This is a genomic window from Methylobacterium mesophilicum SR1.6/6, assembly GCF_000364445.2.
Classification (GTDB): domain Bacteria; phylum Pseudomonadota; class Alphaproteobacteria; order Rhizobiales; family Beijerinckiaceae; genus Methylobacterium; species Methylobacterium mesophilicum_A.
The window spans coordinates 1,107,901-1,125,667 of the sequence record NZ_CP043538.1 but is presented as its reverse complement, the minus strand read 5'-3'; the positions used below and the strand labels follow the sequence as shown (position 1 = coordinate 1,125,667).

Below are 17,767 nucleotides of genomic sequence, written 5' to 3'. Positions count from 1 at the left end.
GGATCCGATCGGGGGGCCACATCGTTGGGAGCGATGGCTTTCCGACGGACCCCGATCATGGACTTCACCCAGGCTGCCCGGGCCGGGCGTTTCTCCCGTGCCGAGACCTTCGCCGAGACCTTCCCGGGCGACGCCCGCGCGGCCCATCGGCCACCCTTCCTGTCGGCGGATCTCGGCCGCGAGGCGAGCCTCGCCCGGCTGGAGACGCTGGCCCACCTGATGGACACGGCCTTCATCATCCCGGGCATCAACCGCCGGGTCGGCCTCGACGCGGTGATCGGCCTCGTGCCGGTGATCGGCGACGTGGCCGGCATGGTGATCTCGTCCTTCATCGTCTACGAGGCCAAGCGCCTCGGGGCGCCGCGCTGGCTGCTGGCCCGGATGGGGCTGAACGTGGCCTTCGACGGGCTGATCGGCGCGGTGCCGGTGGCGGGCGACCTGTTCGACGCCGCCTTCAAGGCCAACCGCCGCAACGTCCGCCTGCTGCGCCGCTGGATGGAGCGCAGCGGCGGCCTGCGCCCCGCCGAGATCGACGGCACCGCGACCCGGCTCGAGGGCTGAACGGGTCTGGCCTTCATCGCGAGACAAGCCTTCACACCCCGCCGGGTGAACGGGTGGGCGCGGCTCCGCGCCACGTTCTCCTCGGTGGGCAGACGGTTCGCACGGCGTGTGTACCGACGCGGCGTCAGGATCGAGCGCAGATCCCCTCTCCCGTGCGGGAGAGGGACAGGGTGAGGGGTGGGACGTGTCAGGATCAGGCGCTGCCTGAACGCGCCGCGATGGCGTGCCCGCTCCGGAAACGTCTGGTCGCTCACCCCAACCCTCTCCCGCACGGGCTACCGGATTCACACGTCTCGGTCTGGCGCCAACGCTTTGAAAAAAGGGCGCTTTCCCCTCCCCCTTGCGGGGAGGGGTCAGGGGGTGGGGGTGGTGCAGAAGGCACCGCGGCGCTCGATCCTGAACCACCCCCACCTCCAACTCCTCCCCGCAAGGGGGAGGAGAGAGCCCAGCGGCCTGCGATGTGTGAACATCGTAGCCCGCTCGGGAGAGGGGGCGCGGCGCGATCCGTCACCAGCGTCAGCCTTCCGCGCAGACCTGCGGCCACCGGCGCTCGCCGAGGAACGGACAACCGCGCGGACCGACTTGGGAGCCCCCAGCGATGAACGAGGTCGCCCGCCCCGGCGAGAGCGAGGTCGTGCCGGCGCCGATGCCCGGTGCCCAGCCGCTCGTGCTGCGCCCGGACGAGGGGGCGCCCCCGCCCCTGACCCCGGCGGGACGCCGCGGGCTGTCGCCGCTCAACCGGCGCCGGCTCGACAATTTCCGCCGCAACCGCCTCGGCTTCTGGTCGTTCCTGATCTTCGCCGGGTTGTTCGTCCTCAGCCTGTTCGCCGAGTTCATCGCCAACGACCGCCCGATCCTCCTGTCCTACAAGGGCGAGTGGCTGGTCCCCGTGCTGGTGGACTATCCGGAGGAGAAGTTCGGCGGCTTCCTCGCGGTGACCGATTACCGCTCCCCCGAGATCCGGAAGGAGATCGCCGAGAACGGATGGGCCCTCTGGCCGCCGATCCGGTTCTCCTACGACACGATCAACGAGGACCTGCCGACCCCCTCCCCCTCCCCGCCGACCTGGATGCTGTCGGACGCGCAGTGTCGGCCCGTGGCGGAAAAGCTCGGCGGCGCGACCTGCGCCGACATCCCCTGGCACTGGCTCGGCACCGACAACACCACCCGGGACGTGCTGGCGCGGGTGATCTACGGCTTCCGCATCTCGGTGCTGTTCGGCCTGATCCTGGCCGCGGTCTCGTCGGTCATCGGCGTGATCGCGGGGGCCGTGCAGGGCTATTTCGGCGGCTGGGTCGATCTCGCCTTCCAGCGCTTCATCGAGGTCTGGGGCGGCATCCCGACCCTCTACCTGATCATCATCATCTCGGCCTTCATCGCCCCGGGCTTCTTCGTGCTGCTCGGGATCATGCTGCTGTTCTCCTGGGTGGCGCTGGTGAGCGTCGTGCGCGCCGAATTCCTGCGGGCGCGCAACTTCGAGTATGTCAGGGCCGCCCGGGCGCTCGGCCTGTCGAACATCCGCATCATGGCGGTGCACCTGCTGCCGAACGCCATGGTGGCGACGCTGACCTTCCTGCCGTTCATCCTGAACGGTTCGATCACCACGCTGACCTCGCTGGACTTCCTGGGCTTCGGCCTGCCGCCGGGCTCGCCGTCCCTCGGCGAATTGCTCGCCCAGGGCAAGGACAACCTGACCGCGCCCTGGCTCGGGCTGACCGGCTTCCTGGTCATCGCCGTGATGCTGAGCCTGCTGGTCTTCGCCGGCGAGGCGGTGCGCGACGCGTTCGACCCGCGCAAGACCTTCGCCTGACCACCGTCGCCCGGACGTCTCCGCGCCCGACGGCCGGTCCGCGGGGCCGAACCGAATGACGCATGCGACGCGTTCATCGCGGACTTTTGCGCGAAGATTGTGCCGCTTTTTCAACAGGACCGAAAAACGGTGCCGCAAGACCGTCTAGAAGGCCGGCTCTGCTCGCGGGTAAAGGTCTCTGCCGTCAACGAAAACCCGGCCGGCGGATCCGCCGAGCATTCACAGATTTGACCGGGACAAATCGCTTTGGAAGAGCCCTTATTGTGCCGTGAATGCAACCTTGCCCTGTAAGCCAAGCCCCATGATGCATACTTAGACTTTTGGCTGGGCACAGGGAATTGTATGGATCACCTTGCATTTTCCAGGCGGTGTCTTAACTCGCGAAAAGAGGGGACCTCATCAGGCTTCGTTGCCAAGGAAAGAGAGAATGTCTGACGCTGCGCCGACATCCCAGATGGATTACATCGAACAGACCGTAGACGTCGTCGCGGCCTACGTTTCCAACAACTCGCTGCCCTCGGCCGAACTGCCGCTGCTGATCGCGAGCATCCACGAGGCGCTGCATTCGATCGGGTCCGGTCCGGCCGCGGTCGTCGACGAGAGCGTGGAGCGCCCGACACCGGCCCAGGTCCGCAAGTCGATCCGCCCCGACGGTCTGATCAGCTTCATCGACGGCAAGTCGTACAAGACCCTGAAGCGCCACCTGACCAAGCATGGCCTGGATCCGCAGGGCTACCGCGAGCGCTACGGGCTGCCGAGCGACTACCCGACGACCTCGGCGAACTACTCGGCGCAGCGCTCGGCCCTGGCCAAGAGCCTCGGCCTCGGTCAGCCCGGCCGCGCCCAGCAGGGTGGCAAGGAGGAGGCCGAAGCGGTGGAGGCAGCCCCCGCCCCCGCGGAGAGCCGCCGCAAGGGCGGGTCCGCCTCGGCCAAGGGCCGCGGGTCCAGCCGCAAGGTCGAGGCCGCCTGAGCGGCCCCGGACGGGCGGCCTGGATCAGGCCGCGATCCGTCCCTCCAGCGGGAAGACCTTGGCGGGGTTCAGCATCCAGTCCGGATCGAACACCGCCTTGACCCGCATCTGCTGCTCGAGATCGACCTGATCGTACTGGAAGCGCATCAATTCGCGCTTCTCGATGCCGACGCCGTGCTCGCCGGTGAGACAGCCGCCGACCTCGACGCAGAGCTTCAGGATCTCGTCGCCCGCTTCCTCGGCCTTCTGCAGCTCGCCGGGCCGGTTGATGTCGAACAGGATCAGCGGATGCAGGTTGCCGTCGCCGGCGTGGAACACGTTGGCGACCCGCAGGCCCTTCTCGGCGCAGATGGCGCCGATCCGCTCGAGCACCGGCCCGAGCTGGCCGGTGGGGATCGTGCCGTCCATGCAGATGTAGTCGGAGATCCGGCCGGTGGCGCCGAAGGCCGACTTGCGGCCCTTCCAGATCGCGGCGGACTCGGCTTCCGAGCGCGAGACCCGCACGCTGGTCGGGCGGAATCCTTCCGCGATCCGCTCGATCCGCGCCAGCATGGCGTCGCACTCGGTGTCCGAGCCCTCGACCTCGATGATCAGCATCGCCTCGGCGTCGCGCGGGTAGCCGGCCTGGGCGAAATCCTCGGTGATCAGGATCGCCTCGCGGTCCATGTACTCGATCGCCACCGGGATGATGCCGGCCGCGATGATCGCGGCGACGCAGTCGCCCGCATCCTCGACCTTCGAGAAGCCGACCAGCACCGGCCGCGCCCCTTCGGCCGCGCGCAGGATCCGCACGGTCGCCTCGGTGACGATGCCGAGCTGCCCCTCCGAGCCGCAGACGAGGCCGAGCAGGTCGTAGCCGCCGCTGTCGAGGTGCTGACCGCCGATCTCCACCACGGTGCCGTCGTTGAGCACCAGGGTGACGCCGAGCAGGTTGTTGGTGGTCACGCCGTATTTCAGGCAGTGCGCGCCGCCGGAATTCATCGCGATGTTGCCCGCGATGGTGCAGGCGAGCTGGCTCGACGGGTCGGGGGCGTAGAAGAAGCCCTCGTGGGAGACCGCTCCCGAGATCGCCAGGTTGGTGATGCCGCTCTGCACCCGGGCGGTGCGGTTGGCGAAGTCCATGTCGAGGACCTTCGTCATCTTGCCGACGCCCAGGATGATCGCGTCGGCCTGCGCGATGGCGCCGCCCGCGAGCGAGGTGCCGGCACCCCGAGGCACGACCCGCACGCCGTTGGCGTGGCAATAGGCCATGACCGCCGCGACTTCCTCGGTGGTCGAGGGCAGCACCACGGCGAGCGGCATCTGCCGGTAGGCGGTGAGCCCGTCGGTCTCGAAGGCCCGGCGCTCGTCCTCGCTCACCACCAGGGCCTCGGGCGCCACCAGGGGCGCGAGTCCGGCCAGGATCGCCTCGCGCCGGGCGAGGATGGCGGCATCGGGTTCGGGGAAGCGGATCGACATGGGGCTGGTGCCCTCGGTTACGTGTGGCGTGGCACCAGCATGGACCCGGGCGGGCGCGGCTTCAACCGGAGCGGGGTCGGCGGGCCTGCGGCCCTGCGTCGTCCCCGCGTCACATTTCAACCACGACGGCTGCCTAGCGTCGGCGCTCACGCTTCGCATCGCCGGCCCGGCCGCCGGGTTCAGAACGGAACCGATGAACGCTCCCGCCTCCAGCGCCCTGCGCGACGACCGCCGCGACGACAGCTTCGCGGTGCCGTCGGCGCACCTCGCCACCACCCGGGATCTCGGGATCCGAAGCCTGCAGCTCGGCATCGCCGCCCTGCAGGAGGCGAGCGCGGCGTTCCAGGGCCGGCTCGGCGCCGCCTTCGAGGAGGCGGTGCAGACGATCCTGCAGAGCAAGGGCCGGGTGATCGTCAGCGGCATCGGCAAGAGCGGGCATGTCGGGCGCAAGATCGCCGCGACGCTGGCCTCCACCGGCACCCACGCGTTCTTCGTCCACCCCACCGAGGCGAGCCACGGCGACCTCGGGATGATCGCCCGCGACGACGTGATCATCGCGCTCTCCTGGTCGGGGGAGACCGCCGAGCTGTCCGACCTCGTGGGCTTCAGCCGCCGGTTCTCGATCCCGCTGGTCGCCATCACCCGCAACGGCGAGAGCACGCTGGGCCGCGCCGCCGACGTGCTCTTGGAACTGCCGCGGGTGCGGGAATCCTGCCCGCACGACCTCGCGCCGACCTCCTCCAGCCTAATCCAGCTGGCGCTCGGCGACGCGCTCGCGGTGGCGCTGCTGGAGCGGCGGGGCTTCACCTCGGCCCGGTTCCACACCCTGCATCCCGGCGGGACCCTGGCGGCCCGCCTGAAGACCGTGCAGCAGGTGATGCACGGCCCCCAGGACATGCCGCTGGTCAGCGAGACCGCGCTGATGTCCGAGGTGCTGATCGAGATCGCGGCGCGGCGCTACGGCTGCGTCGGCGTCACCGACGCGGCCGGCCGGCTCGTGGGCATCGTCACGGACGGCGACCTGCGCCGCCACATGGGCCCGGCGCTCCTCGACACGCCGGTCTCGGCGGTCATGACCCGCGACCCGATCACCGTCGAGCCGCACAAGCTCGCCCAGGCGGCCCTGGAGCTGATGAACCGCCGGCTGATCACGGCGGTCTTCGCGGTCGCGGACGGGCGGCCGGTGGGCATCGTCCACGTCCACGACCTGCTGCGCGCCGGCATCGCCTGATCGGAGCCGACACGGGCCCCGCCCTCCCTTCCGCGGGGTGAGAGGGCGCGGGATGTCGGGTGCGCCCCATCGGCCGATCGGGCGACGATGCCGAGCCCGATATGTGAGGCCGCACGCTTCTACGGGAGGGAGATCCGCAGATCCGGCTGCGCCGCCCTCATCCCCCGCGTCGAGCCCCGAAAAATTTCGCCTCAGCCCGGGAACCCACGCCCAACCCGCGACATTTCGCGCGTGCGAGGCCCGAAACCGGGCTCGCCTTGGGCGCCGGACACGGTGTCCGGCGTCGCTTGTAGTCACGTTGCTCGTCGGAGGATGTGGTTATGAGGACTTACGACGTTTCGCCCCTGTTCCGGTCGTCGATCGGGTTCGACCGGCTGTTCGAGCTGCTCAATCAGGCTGAGCGCGTCGAGACCACCGCGGCCTGGCCGCCCTACAACATCGAGAAGGTCGCCGAGGACCAGTACCGCATCACCATGGCGGTGGCCGGCTTCACGCCCGATGAGATCGAGCTCATCCAGCAGGACACCACGCTGCTGGTCTCGGGCCAGAAGGCGGCGCCGGAGGGGGAGCGGCACTACCTCCACCGCGGCATCGCGGCGCGCACCTTCCGCCAGACCTTCAACCTCGCCGAACACGTGAAGGTCGTCGGCGCAAGCCTGGAGAACGGCCTGCTCATCGTCGCGCTGAAGCGCGCGGTGCCGGAGGCCCTGAAACCCCGGCGCATCGCCATCGGCGGCGTCCCGGCCACGTCTGCGCAGGACAATGCGCCGACGCGGATCGCCGAAGCCGAGGTTGCCGAGAGCAAATCCGTCCAGGCCAAGGCTGCCTGATCGGCCGACCGACCGGCCGCCCGGGCTTCCCAAGCCCGGGCCACTCCCACCTGAGCCGATGGCATTCCTCCTGCCGTGCGCGGCCTTGGCGGCGCCCTGCCCGATGCCGGCGCTACCCCGGGTCCTGGCCGGGCTGCTGGCCTGTCGGGCTTTGCCTGGCTCGGCCTTGCGATCGCGCGGGCCGGCCGGGCCACGCGCCCCACCGGACAGCCTGGGACGCCGCGCTGCTGTCGCTCGCGGGCGCGTTTCGGCGTTCGATCCGCCCCACGTCGCGCGCTCCTCTGATGCGCGGGCGCATGATCGACGCGGAGACAACCATGCAGGATCCTGTTCAGGATCGTGTAGCCGGCTCCGGACACAGCGACCTGCCCGTCGGGACACCGGCCTGGGCATCCGCGCCGGGGCTGGCCGGCCGCCGGGCCCTGATCCGGCGTCGCGGCCGCGCCGCGCGCAATCCCGTCCGCCCTCCTGGGCGTGACCGGCGCGGCGACCCGGAGCGGCGCAGCCAGCCGGATAGTGCGGCCGGACCGTTCGAGCGGGGACGGGCTCACGCCGCCGAGAACCGGAACTCCGTGGTCGCCGCGAAGGTCTCGCCGGGCCGGAGCACCGCGGACGGGAAGGTCGGCCGGTTCGGCGCGTCGGGAAAACCCTGCGTCTCGAAGCAGACGCCGTCGCCGGATCGGTAGATCCGTCCGGAGGGTCCGATCAGCGTGCCGTCGAGGTTGTTACCGGTGTAGAGCTGCAGCGCCGGTTGCGTGGTCCAGACGTCGAGGCGCCGCCCGCTGCCGGGATCGATGCAGGTGGCCGCCGGCCGCAGCGTGCCGGCCGGCCCGCGCAGCACGAAGGTGTGGTCGTAGCCCTTGGCGATGGCGAGCTGCGGATCGCCGTCCCGGATGTGCGCCTCCAGCCGGCGCGGCGTGCGGAAGTCGAACGGCGTGCCGTCGACCGGCCGGATCTCGCCCGTGGGGACCTGCGTGGCGTCCGTCGGGGTGAAGGCGTCGGCGTCGAGCCGAACCTCATGGCCCAGCACGCTGCCGGCGCCCTCCCCGGCGAGATTGAAGTAGCTGTGGTTGGTGAGGTTCAGGATTGTCGGCCGGTCGGTCGTGGCGGCGTAGTCGAGGCGCAGCACGCCCTCCCCGGGCAGGCTGTAGCGCACGCGCACCTCCAGATTGCCCGGGAAGCCCTCCTCGCCGTCCGGCGAGAGCCGGGCGAGGGCGAGGCTCGTCGCGTCGGATCGCTCCACCCGCCACATCCGCCGGCCGAAGTTCCGCGGCCCGCCATGCAGGGTGTTGGGGCCCTCGTTCACCGGCAGCCGGTAGGTGTGCCCATCGAGGCTGAAGCGCCCGCCCCCGATCCGGTTGGCGTAGCGGCCGACCACCGCGCCGAAGCTCGGGCTCACGGTCTCGTAGCCCTCCAGGGTGTCGAGGCCGAGGACCACGTTGGCGCTGCGACCGGCCCGGTCGGGAACCTCGATCGCCGTGACGGCAGCCCCGAAATCGATGACGGCGACGCGCAGGCTCCCCCGGCTCAGGACGTGGCGCGCGACCGCCTGTCCGTCCGCCGTATGACCGAAGACCTGACCCGGCATGCCGTTTCCTTCCGGCCGAAGCCCGGTCAGCGCTTCCAGACGCCGAGCCGCTCGCTCCGGGCATGGTCCTCGGCGGCGACCAGTTCCGGGCTGGCCTCCGGCGAGGCGCGCCCGCCGCCGTTGAACAGCACCACCTCGGAGAGGTCACGGCCGTCCACGAGGCAGTTCATGGTCTGGCTGCCGGGGGCGGGCTGGCAGGTCACCGGCCGGCCGCCGATGTAGCGGGCGAGTTCCTCTGCCTGACCGCCCCGCACCCATTCGACGCCGAACAGACGCACGACCTTCCCGCCGACCTTGAGGGTGGCGGTGTCGACCACCTGGACCGGACCCGTCACGGAGTTCGGGGCGGGCGGCGTCGGGTCGGGCTCGGGTTCGCCGCCGGTCTCGGGCGGCGGCGTGACGGTATCGGGGGCGGACGGCGTCGCGGCGGGCGGTGCGGCCGGGGCCGCGCCGCCGGGGACGGGGCCGCTGGGAGTTGCGCTGCCGGGGGACGCCGTCTGGTCCGGGGTCCGCGCGGTGGCAGCCGGGCGCGCGGCCTCGGGCGGGCGACCCTCCAGGACGAGGCCCGCGGCGATCACCGCCACCAGGGCCGCCACGCTGGCACCCGTGAGCCAGCGGCGCTGGCGGTTGGCGCCCTCGTCGCCGAGGCCGCCGCCGAAGCCGAGGCGATCGCGCACCGCCTCCAGACGGTCGCGCACGGCCTCGCCGAACCGGCCGGGACCGCTGTTCCAGGCCGCGACCGGATCCGGCCGCCGCGAAGCGCCGGCCTCGTCGACGGCCGGGCCGGCGCCGGGATCACCGATCGCTTCGACCGGCCGCACGAACCGGCCGCGCAGGGTGGTCCGCAGGGTCGCGAACCGGCCGGCGGCGGTCTGCGCCAGCGCCCGGCCCTGCACCGAGGAGCGCTCCGCCAGGGAGCGCGCACGCTCGGACTGCGTCCCGACGAAGCGCGCGGTGGCTGCCTTCACCTCGTAGGCGCTGCTCAGGAGGGCTGAATCCCGCTGTTCCTCGGCCTGCGGGACAGGCTCCGGCTCCGGCTCGGGCGGCAGGAACAGGGCGGGATGCCGTTCCTGCAGCTCCGCGATCAGATCCGCGAGGGTCATCGGCTCGGCGGTGTCGCCGCGCCTGCGCACGGCCCCGTGCCGGTCGAGCACGCGGATCCCGGTCCCGGCCGCCTCCGGGGCCGTGGCGGCTTCCGCCAGGAGTTCGAGGGTCCGGACGGCCACCGGGCGGGGACGGGCGCGGACGATCTCGGCCCGGATCGCCGCGCGCAGGGCGGCGCGGCCGGGATCGTCGAGGGCCGGACGCGCCGGCTCCTCATCCTGTTTCGCCACCACCGTTGAAGACGTCATACACCCGATCCCGGCCCGACCCGCGCGGCGCAGGGCCTGCGCGGGAGCGCCTCGCTCAACGCCCGATCGCCGGGACGTATCCCTCGTCCGCGCCGCGGCGCAACCGGGCGCGCCACGGCCCGGGGCCCCACCCGGATGCTCTTACGCCTTGCCGGGCGAGGGAGCCAGGGTGCCGGCCTGGAGGCTCCGGCGCAGGACGCGCCCGCTCTCCCCGATGATGTAGGGCCGGGTGCCCGCGAAACCCACCTCCAGGATCAGCTCGGCCTCGCCGCTGGAGACCGCGCCGCGACCGGGGTTGGCGGTGCGGAACGCCACGAGCGTGCGGATCGTGCAGGTCTCGGCGTCGCAGGCGGTGCTCATCGCCCGCGGCTCGTAGCGACGCTCGGGCCAGCGCTGGACGAAGCTGCGCTTCTCGGCGGCGAGGCCCGCCGTCGTGACCGGCCGGCCGTAGAAGCGGACGCGCGTCGCGTACAACCGGTTCGCGGCCCCGACCATCGTGTCGACCGGGCCCGAGACGGTGGCGAGATAGTCGGCGGTCAGGGTCCGCGCCGCGGCGGCACGTTCGCCGGAGACGGCCGGTGCCATCGGCCTCGTCGGAGCGGTCGGCACCGCGGCGAGGCGGTGCGCCGCGTGGGCGTGGCGGCGGAGTGCCTCCCGGGCCGGCGGCCGCTCCGGGGCGGCCCGATCCGGAGCGCGAACCCGGGTCGCGGCGGCCTTCGGCTGCGCGCGGGATGCCGTCCCGGCGGCCTGCCGGACGGGCGCAGGATCGCGGTTCCCGTCGTCCCGGTCCTTCGCCACCGTCTGAGAGCCCTGTCGGCCGGCCGAATCCTGCGCGGGCGCCGCCACGGACGCGCGCTGCGGTGGATCCACCCAGGCCGTCTGCGGCGCCCCCGTCTGCTGCTGGGCCGAGGCCGCCCCCGCCAGAGCCAGCGGAAGCAGCAGGCCGAGCGCGAGGGCTTTGGGCGCGAAGGCTTTGGGCGCGAGGACTCGGGGCGCCAGGACTTGGGGCGCCAGGACTTGGGGCGCCAGGACTCGGGGCGCGAGGACTTTGGGGCGGTGGGAAACGGTGGCGGGCATCGGTGCCTTCCTGGCGGCCGGGTCTGACGTCTGATGGCGGAACGCGCCCGCCTGTCCGAGGCGCTTCATGGACGGCTCGGGCGCGTCCACCATCCTGCCGGATGATTCGGCCGCGACCAGCCCTGGATTGCGGGGATGATGGGGTTGCGTTCGTGCGTTTGGGTACCAAGTCGGGGACAGCCTTGGCCTTGCCGGGCCTGAGGCTGTTCCCAGGTTCTCATCCCTTCCGCACCGCGCCGCCGCGCATCGAGGATTCCGTGGTCCGACCTGAGACCGAGACGCCGGCCGGCCCGCAGGCCGGGATCCCGCGATGAGCACCGTCCAGCGCCGGGCGCTGCTCATCTGCAACGCCAAGGCCCGCAACGGCGGGCTCGACCTGGAGGAGGTGCGCCGCATCCTCCGGGAGGGCGGCATCGAGCCGGTCGAGCCGCCGCCGGACGCCGAGTGCCGCGACGTGATCCGCGCCGGGGCCGGCAAGGTCGACCTCGTGATCCTCGGGGGCGGCGACGGTACCATGAACCACGCCGCGCCCGCGCTGGTCGAGAGCGGCCTGCCGCTGGCCATCCTGCCGCTCGGCACGGCCAACGACCTCGCCCGCTCGCTGAGCCTGCCGCCGGATCCCCTGGCGGCGGCACGCTTCATCCCGACTGCGCAGGCGCGGCCCGTGGATCTCGGCTGGGTCAACGGCCATTATTTCTTCAACGTGGCGAGCGTCGGGTTCTCGGCGGAACTCGCGGGCGAGCTCACCGCCGAATCGAAGAAGACGTTCGGCGTGCTCGGCTACGCCGTCGCGGCCGTTCGGGTCCTGCGCCGGGTCCGGCCCTTCACGGTGACGATCGAGCACGACGGCACGGTGGAGAAGGTCACCACCATCCAGGTCTCGGTCGGCAACGGCCGCCACTACGGCGGCGGCATGACGGTGGCCGAGAGCGCCGCGGTGGATGACGGCAAGCTCGATTTCTACAGCCTGGAGATCAACCACTGGTGGCGGCTGCTCGCGCTGCTCCCCGCGCTGCGGCGGGGCACGCACGGCCGCGCCGCCGACGTGCGGGCCTTCCACGCCCAGGAGATCCGGCTCTCGACCCGCAAGCCCCGGCCGGTGAACACCGACGGCGAGCTGACCACGCACACGCCGGCCCACTTCAAGGTGATCCCGAAGATCCTGCAGGTCTTCGCCCCGGAGCCGGTGCGCGGGCCCGCCCCGTTCGACCTCGCTTCCCTCGGCAGCTCCTTCGGCAGCCGCCTGTTTCCGACCAGCGAGGCGCCCCGCCTGTGACCGACCTGCTCCAACTCGCCAGCCAGCCCGCCGTCTGGGCCGCCCTCGCCACCCTGGTGGTGATGGAGGTGGTGCTCGGCGTCGACAACCTGATCTTCATCTCGATCCTGACCAACAAGCTGCCGGCGGGTCAGCAGACCCGGGCACGGCGCATCGGAATCGGGCTGGCGCTGATCCTGCGGCTGGGCCTGCTCGGCACGGTGGCGTTCATCGTGCACCTGACCGAGCCGGTCTTCTCGATCCTCGGCCAGGACTTCTCCTGGCGCGACATGATCCTGATCGGCGGCGGCCTGTTCCTGCTGTGGAAGGCCACCAAGGAGATCCACCACACGGTCGATCCCGACCCCGACGCGAAGGAGGGCGGCGGCAGCCTCGGTTTCGGCGCGGCGATCGGCCAGATCCTGCTTCTCGATCTCGTCTTCTCCATCGACTCGATCATCACGGCGGTCGGCATGACCGAGCACGTGCCGGTGATGATGGTGGCGGTGGTGGTCGCCGTGATCGTGATGCTGGTGGCGGCCGAGCCGCTCTCGGCCTTCATCGCCCGCAACCCCACGGTGGTGATGCTGGCCCTGGGCTTCCTGATCATGATCGGCATGACGCTGATCGCCGAAGGGTTCGGCGCGCACGTGCCGAAGGGCTACATCTACACCGCCATGGCGTTCTCGGCCGGCGTCGAGGGGCTCAACATGCTGGCCCGGCGGCGCAGGCGGGGTGCCAAGGGAGAGGCCGTTGCGCCGGTCGATCAGGCGCGGCGGGCCTGAGGCCGTGTCCGAGTGATCAAACCGAGGCCGCAGGCGAGCCCGGCCCCGGAGGAGCACGCCGCAGGCGGGCGATCCCGAATCGCCCGCCGTGCCGTGCGCGTTGTGGATCCGGATTCCGGGCCCTGCTCCACAGTCCCGGAATGACGATGTTGTTCCTGCGCGCGGGAGCCAGATCTCGTTGGCCCGAATTCGGAGCCCTGCGCCCGGATGGGTCTGCCGGTTGGCGGGTCGCTCTCTAAAACGGCTCTCCGAATCGACCCGGACGCTTCACACCACCAGGTTCACGATCCGCCCCGGCACCACGATCACCTTGCGGGGCGCCCGCCCCTCCAGGATCGTCTGCACCGCCTCCAGCGCCAGGGTGGCGGCCTCCACGGCCTGGGCGTCGGCGTCCCGCTTCACGGTGACGTCCGCGCGCTTCTTGCCGTTGATCTGGACCGGCAGGGTGATCTCGTCCTCGACGAGGAGGCCGGCCTCCGCCTCCGGCCAGGGGGCCTGGGCGACGAGGCCCGGGCGCCCCAGCACGGCCCAGCACTCTTCCGCCAGATGCGGCATCATCGGCGCGATGAGCTGCACCAGGATCCCGGCCGCTTCCTTGGCAGCCGCCGGCGAGACCGGGCCGCGCAGGCCCTCCTCCAGGGCGTTGGCCAGGGTGTAGATATGGGCCACGCAGCGGTTGAAGCGCAGGCGCTCGATATCGTCCTGCACGGAGGCCAGCGCCCGGTGGGCGGCCTTGCGCAGGGCGAGGTCCGCGGCGCCGTCGCCGGTCGCCTGCCCGGCAGCGTTCACCAGCCGCCAGACCTTCTGGACGAAGCGGGCTGCGCCCTGCACGCCCTCCTCGGTCCAGATCACGTCGCGCTCGGGCGGCGAGTCGGACAGCATGAACCAGCGTGCCGTGTCGGCCCCGTAGCTCGCGATGATGTCGTCGGGGTCGACCACGTTCTTCTTCGACTTCGACATCTTCTCGATCGGGCCGATGGCGACCGGCGCCTGAGTTTTCACGTGAAACGCGCGGCGCTCGCCCTCCTCGGCGGTGATCCGGACCTCGGCCGGGGGCACCCAGGCGCCGGCGGCGTCCTTGTAGGTCTCGTGGACGACCATGCCCTGCGTGAACAGGCCCGCGAAGGGCTCAGGCGTGCCGGCCCAGCCGGTCTCGCACATGGCGCGCATGAAGAACCGCGCGTAGAGCAGGTGCAGGATCGCGTGCTCGATGCCGCCGATATACTGGTCCACCGCCAGCCAGCGGTCGACCACCGCCCGGTCGGTGGGGGCGTCCGCCAGCCAGGGCGCGGTGAAGCGGGCGTAGTACCAGGACGAATCGACGAACGTGTCCATCGTGTCGGTCTCGCGCCGGGCCGGCGCGCCGCAATGCGGGCAGGGCACGTTCCGCCACGCGGCGTCGCGCTCCAGCGGGTTGCCGGGCTGCTCGAAGGAGACCTCCTCCGGCAGCCGCACCGGCAGCTCCGCCACCGGCACGGGGACCGGGCCGCAGGACTCGCAGTGGATGATCGGGATCGGGCAGCCCCAGTAGCGCTGGCGCGAGACGCCCCAGTCGCGCAGGCGGAACTGCACCTTGCGGGTCGCGATCCCCTCGCCTTCCAGCCGCCGGGCCACGGCCTCGAAGGCCTCCGCCGTGCTCATCCCGTCGAGGAAGCGCGAGTTGATCATCCGCCCGTCCTCGACATAGGCGGTGTCGGTGACGACGAAGGCCGCCGGGTCCTGGCCCTCGGGGCAGACGACGGGCGTGTTGCCCAGCCCGTACTTGTTCGCGAAATCGAGGTCGCGCTGGTCGTGGGCCGGGCAGCCGAACACCGCGCCGGTGCCGTATTCCATCAGCACGAAGTTCGCCACGTAGACCGGCAGCTCCCAGGACGGGTCCAGGGGGTGGCGGACGGTCAGGCCGGTGTCGAAGCCGTGCTTCTCGGCGGTGTCGATCGCGGCCTGGGCGGTGCCGGTGCGGCGGCACTCCTCGATGAAGGTCTGCAGGTCCGGCCTGCCCACGGCCAGAGCGGCCGCCAGGGGATGGTCGGCCGCGATCGCCAGGAACTTGGCGCCGTACAGCGTGTCGGGCCGGGTCGTGTAGACGGTGACCGAATCACCGGCGCCGGCCACCGGCCGCGCCAGGGCGAACCGGACCTCCAGACCCTCCGAGCGGCCGATCCAGTTCTTCTGCATCAGCCGGACCTTGTCCGGCCAGCGGTCCAGACCGTCGAGGGCGGTCAGCAGATCCTCGGCAAAGTCGGTGATCTTGAAGAACCACTGGGTCAGCTCGCGCTGTTCCACGAGCGCGCCCGAGCGCCAGCCGCGCCCGTCGATCACCTGCTCGTTGGCCAGCACCGTGTGGTCCACCGGGTCCCAGTTCACCTTGGCGGTACGGCGAGTGACCAGGCCCTTCTCCAGGAAGTCCAGGAACATGCGCTGCTGGTGCTTGTAGTAGTCGGGGTCGCAGGTCGCGATCTCCCGGCTCCAGTCGAGCGACAGGCCCATGGCCTTCAGCTGGTCGCGCATCGACGCGATGTTGGCGTAGGTCCAGTCCCGCGGGTTGACCTTGCGCTCCATGGCGGCGTTCTCGGCCGGCAGGCCGAACGCGTCCCAGCCCATCGGGTGCAGCACGTTGAAGCCGCGGGCGCGCTTGTAGCGGGCGACCACGTCGCCCATCGCGTAGTTGCGGACATGGCCCATGTGGATGCGCCCCGACGGGTAGGGGAACATCTCCAGCACGTAGTATTTCGGGCGCGAATCGGAATTGTCGGTCTCGAACAGGCGCTGCTCGGCCCAGGCTTCCTGCCAGCGCGGCTCGGCATCCTTGGCGTTGTAGCGCTCGACGGGCTGGGGGGCGGTGCTGGTCATGGATCCGATGAGGTCAGAGGCTCGACGGTGTTCGGGAAACGGCCGCGGCACGGTCGCGCCGCGATAGCATATCTGCGCCGGAGCCGGTCAACGGCGGGCGCGATTCGGACTTGCGCGGGGCGCGCGAGCGCATAGGTCGGCAGGAACGGTACACGACGCGGACTCAACCGCGGGGTCATCCCATCCACCCCTCATCCTGAGGTGCGGCGAAGCCGCCTCGAAGGAGGGCTCCAGGGATCGCAGTGGTGTCCGGAGGGCTCCTCCGAGGCCTCCGCGCCGCTCCGGCACCGCAGGATGAGGCGGTTGGACGGGATGACCGTCGCGCAATCCGGCGCCCGGCAGCGACAGGACAGGCACGCCATGGACGATGCGACCACCGACACGAACGCCCTCCCGACCGACGGGATGGGTCACAGGACTGAGAAGCCCCCGGTGGGGCAGGCCGACGTCGCCGCCGGCCTCGCCGAGGTGCGGGCCGCCATCGCCCGGGCGGCCGAGGATTCCGAGCGCGACCCCGCCTCGGTGCAGCTCGTCGCGGTCTCCAAGACCGTGCCGGCCGACGGCATCCTGCCGGCGCTCAAGGCCGGACAGCGGGTCTTCGGCGAGAACTACGTCCAGGAATCCACCGCGAAGTGGCCGGACCTGCGGGCCCGCTATCCGGATGTGGAGCTGCACCTCGTCGGCCCGCTGCAATCCAACAAGGCGCGGGAGGCGGTGGCGCTGTTCGACGTGATCCACTCCCTGGACCGCCTGTCGCTGGCGGCGGCGCTCGCCAAGGAAATCGACCGGTCCAGCCGGACGCCGAAGCTGCTGATCCAGGTCAACACCGGCGCGGAGCCGCAGAAGGGCGGGGTTCTGCCCGACCAGCTCGACACCCTGCTGTCCGAGTGTCGCGAGACCCACGGCCTGGCGATCCAGGGGCTGATGTGCATCCCGCCGGCCGAGGATCCGCCCTCCGCCCACTTCGCCCTGCTGGCCCGGCTCGCGAAGGCGCACAACCTGCCGATCCTCTCCATGGGCATGAGCGCGGATTTTCCGGCCGCGATCCAGCTCGGTGCCACCCATGTCCGGGTCGGGACGGCGATCTTCGGGGCGCGAACCCGGAAGGCGTGAGCCTCACCCGATCCGCAGATGCGTCCGCGGTCCGAGCCGGCGGAGCAGCCGCAGCAGATCGGCCCGGGCCAGGGCGACGCAGCCCTCCGTCGGGCGGTAGCCCTCCCGGGCGACATGCAGGAAGATCGCCGAGCCCCGCCCCTTCCGGATCGGGGCGCGGTTGTAGTCGAGGTCGATCACCACGTCGTACAGCCCGTCGCCCCGCCACATCGCCTCGGCGCTCACCCCCGGAGCCGGCAGGCGGATCGGTTGGTTGTAGCGGCGGTGGCGCCGGTCGTCGCACCAGCCGTCATCGGGACGGGTCGCCCGGAGCGGCAGCGCCGTGCGCGGACGGATCCCGAGATGGTCGGGCCGGTAGGCGCCGCCCCGCAGGCGGAAGCGTCCCCGCGGCGAGCCGCCGTCGCCCTCGCGCTTGTCGCCGACGATGCCGCCGGCCCCGAGGGCGCAGGGAATCACAGCCGTGCCGACCAGGAGTTGCCCGCGTCGCCGGTCTCCGACCAGCGCCCGCACGCGGATCTCGCCCAGCGTCTGACGGATCGGTTCGGGATGCTCACTCTGCCGTCGACGCACGCAACCCCTCCGCTATTCGTCCTCACCGGGCCGCCGAGGCCGGGTGGCGCCTCTCAGGACCGGAAGCGCGTAGCAAAACCGGTGAACAATTGCGCACAAGGCAATTTCCAGCCACAAACGTTGCCCTATCCTTAGCCGGAAACCGGACCGCCGAGTCGGGATCAGGGAGCGAACCCACCCACCGCCTGGGCGGAGGGATCGACGCCTCCGGATCCCGGTCCCGTCCAGTCCGCCGCCGCAACCTCGTTCGCCGCGCGTTCAGCGTCCGGCCTGAACAATGATGCGGAAACAAAAGCCTCGGCAGAGTCGCCGCGCGC

At 71.4% G+C, this 17,767-nt stretch carries 14 protein-coding genes; 8 read left to right on the top strand and 6 right to left on the bottom strand.

Annotated elements, in window-relative coordinates; translation table 11 throughout:
• Window positions 1-57: 57 nt before the first annotated feature.
• The 3 genes from MMSR116_RS05125 (at window position 58) to MMSR116_RS05115 (ending at window position 3,341) form a co-directional block, all read left to right on the top strand.
• Entirely contained in the window at window positions 58-561 is a 504-nt protein-coding gene (locus MMSR116_RS05125) for a DUF4112 domain-containing protein (RefSeq protein ID WP_010685184.1), read from the top strand.
• Between the two features lie 598 nt (window positions 562-1,159).
• The gene (locus MMSR116_RS05120) at window positions 1,160-2,371 is read left to right on the top strand and encodes an ABC transporter permease (RefSeq protein ID WP_010685183.1); all 1,212 of its coding nucleotides are present in this window, start codon (window positions 1,160-1,162) and stop codon (window positions 2,369-2,371) included.
• 427 nt (window positions 2,372-2,798) lie between these two features.
• Window positions 2,799-3,341, top strand: a complete 543-nt coding sequence (locus tag MMSR116_RS05115) for a MucR family transcriptional regulator (RefSeq protein ID WP_010685182.1) — start codon at window positions 2,799-2,801, stop codon at window positions 3,339-3,341.
• Between the two features lie 24 nt (window positions 3,342-3,365).
• Here MMSR116_RS05115 and MMSR116_RS05110 read toward each other — a convergent pair whose 3' ends face one another.
• A complete protein-coding gene (locus MMSR116_RS05110) occupies window positions 3,366-4,799 on the bottom strand; it encodes an FAD-linked oxidase C-terminal domain-containing protein (RefSeq protein WP_010685181.1) in 1,434 nt (477 codons plus the stop codon).
• A gap of 193 nt (window positions 4,800-4,992) precedes the next feature.
• On the opposite strand from MMSR116_RS05110, the gene MMSR116_RS05105 reads away from it, so the two are divergent.
• Entirely contained in the window at window positions 4,993-6,030 is a 1,038-nt protein-coding gene (locus MMSR116_RS05105; protein WP_039893859.1) for a KpsF/GutQ family sugar-phosphate isomerase, read from the top strand.
• Between the two features lie 320 nt (window positions 6,031-6,350).
• Window positions 6,351-6,860, top strand: a complete 510-nt coding sequence (locus MMSR116_RS05100) for an Hsp20 family protein (RefSeq protein ID WP_010685179.1) — start codon at window positions 6,351-6,353, stop codon at window positions 6,858-6,860.
• A gap of 547 nt (window positions 6,861-7,407) precedes the next feature.
• On the opposite strand, the gene MMSR116_RS05095 is transcribed toward MMSR116_RS05100, so the two are convergent.
• The 3 genes from MMSR116_RS05095 to MMSR116_RS05085 form a co-directional block, all read right to left on the bottom strand.
• Window positions 7,408-8,448, bottom strand: coding sequence for an aldose epimerase family protein (locus MMSR116_RS05095; RefSeq protein ID WP_010685178.1), 1,041 nt, complete (start codon window positions 8,446-8,448; stop codon window positions 7,408-7,410).
• A 26-nt stretch (window positions 8,449-8,474) separates the two neighbouring features.
• A complete protein-coding gene (locus MMSR116_RS05090; protein WP_010685177.1) occupies window positions 8,475-9,800 on the bottom strand; it encodes a thermonuclease family protein in 1,326 nt (441 codons plus the stop codon).
• 141 nt (window positions 9,801-9,941) lie between these two features.
• Window positions 9,942-10,877: a hypothetical protein gene (locus MMSR116_RS05085; protein ID WP_010685176.1), complete on the bottom strand. Its 936-nt coding sequence runs from the start codon at window positions 10,875-10,877 to the stop codon at window positions 9,942-9,944.
• Between the two features lie 310 nt (window positions 10,878-11,187).
• Here MMSR116_RS05085 and MMSR116_RS05080 point away from each other — a divergent pair, with 310 nt between their 5' ends.
• Window positions 11,188-12,153 (top strand): lipid kinase, encoded by a 966-nt coding sequence (locus MMSR116_RS05080; protein WP_010685175.1) that lies wholly within the window; start codon window positions 11,188-11,190, stop codon window positions 12,151-12,153.
• Window positions 12,150-12,917: a TerC family protein gene (locus MMSR116_RS05075; RefSeq protein WP_010685174.1), complete on the top strand. Its 768-nt coding sequence runs from the start codon at window positions 12,150-12,152 to the stop codon at window positions 12,915-12,917. The genes MMSR116_RS05080 and MMSR116_RS05075 overlap by 4 nt, the downstream gene beginning before the upstream one ends.
• Before the next feature lie 267 nt (window positions 12,918-13,184).
• On the opposite strand, the gene leuS is transcribed toward MMSR116_RS05075, so the two are convergent.
• Window positions 13,185-15,767: a leucine--tRNA ligase gene (gene leuS / locus MMSR116_RS05070; protein ID WP_010685173.1), complete on the bottom strand. Its 2,583-nt coding sequence runs from the start codon at window positions 15,765-15,767 to the stop codon at window positions 13,185-13,187.
• A gap of 405 nt (window positions 15,768-16,172) precedes the next feature.
• Between leuS and MMSR116_RS05065 the strand changes: the two genes are divergently transcribed.
• Window positions 16,173-16,880: a YggS family pyridoxal phosphate-dependent enzyme gene (locus tag MMSR116_RS05065; protein ID WP_191991925.1), complete on the top strand. Its 708-nt coding sequence runs from the start codon at window positions 16,173-16,175 to the stop codon at window positions 16,878-16,880.
• A gap of 3 nt (window positions 16,881-16,883) precedes the next feature.
• Here MMSR116_RS05065 and MMSR116_RS05060 read toward each other — a convergent pair whose 3' ends face one another.
• Window positions 16,884-17,450 (bottom strand): L,D-transpeptidase family protein, encoded by a 567-nt coding sequence (locus MMSR116_RS05060; protein WP_010685171.1) that lies wholly within the window; start codon window positions 17,448-17,450, stop codon window positions 16,884-16,886.
• Between the last annotated feature and the right edge of the window lie 317 nt (window positions 17,451-17,767).

What these genes read in the sequence shown, in the direction of transcription:
- MMSR116_RS05080 (WP_010685175.1), top strand. Translation starts at nt 11,188, where the DNA reads ATGAGCACCGTCCAGCGCCGGGCGCTGCTCATCTGCAACGCCAAGGCC.
- MMSR116_RS05090 (WP_010685177.1), bottom strand. Translation starts at nt 9,800, where the DNA reads ATGACGTCTTCAACGGTGGTGGCGAAACAGGATGAGGAGCCGGCGCGT.
- MMSR116_RS05095 (WP_010685178.1), bottom strand. Translation starts at nt 8,448, where the DNA reads ATGCCGGGTCAGGTCTTCGGTCATACGGCGGACGGACAGGCGGTCGCG.
- MMSR116_RS05105 (WP_039893859.1), top strand. Translation starts at nt 4,993, where the DNA reads ATGAACGCTCCCGCCTCCAGCGCCCTGCGCGACGACCGCCGCGACGAC.
- MMSR116_RS05065 (WP_191991925.1), top strand. Translation starts at nt 16,173, where the DNA reads ATGGGTCACAGGACTGAGAAGCCCCCGGTGGGGCAGGCCGACGTCGCC.
- MMSR116_RS05120 (WP_010685183.1), top strand. Translation starts at nt 1,160, where the DNA reads ATGAACGAGGTCGCCCGCCCCGGCGAGAGCGAGGTCGTGCCGGCGCCG.
- leuS (WP_010685173.1), bottom strand. Translation starts at nt 15,767, where the DNA reads ATGACCAGCACCGCCCCCCAGCCCGTCGAGCGCTACAACGCCAAGGAT.
- MMSR116_RS05125 (WP_010685184.1), top strand. Translation starts at nt 58, where the DNA reads ATGGACTTCACCCAGGCTGCCCGGGCCGGGCGTTTCTCCCGTGCCGAG.
- MMSR116_RS05085 (WP_010685176.1), bottom strand. Translation starts at nt 10,877, where the DNA reads ATGCCCGCCACCGTTTCCCACCGCCCCAAAGTCCTCGCGCCCCGAGTC.
- MMSR116_RS05100 (WP_010685179.1), top strand. Translation starts at nt 6,351, where the DNA reads ATGAGGACTTACGACGTTTCGCCCCTGTTCCGGTCGTCGATCGGGTTC.
- MMSR116_RS05115 (WP_010685182.1), top strand. Translation starts at nt 2,799, where the DNA reads ATGTCTGACGCTGCGCCGACATCCCAGATGGATTACATCGAACAGACC.
- MMSR116_RS05110 (WP_010685181.1), bottom strand. Translation starts at nt 4,799, where the DNA reads ATGTCGATCCGCTTCCCCGAACCCGATGCCGCCATCCTCGCCCGGCGC.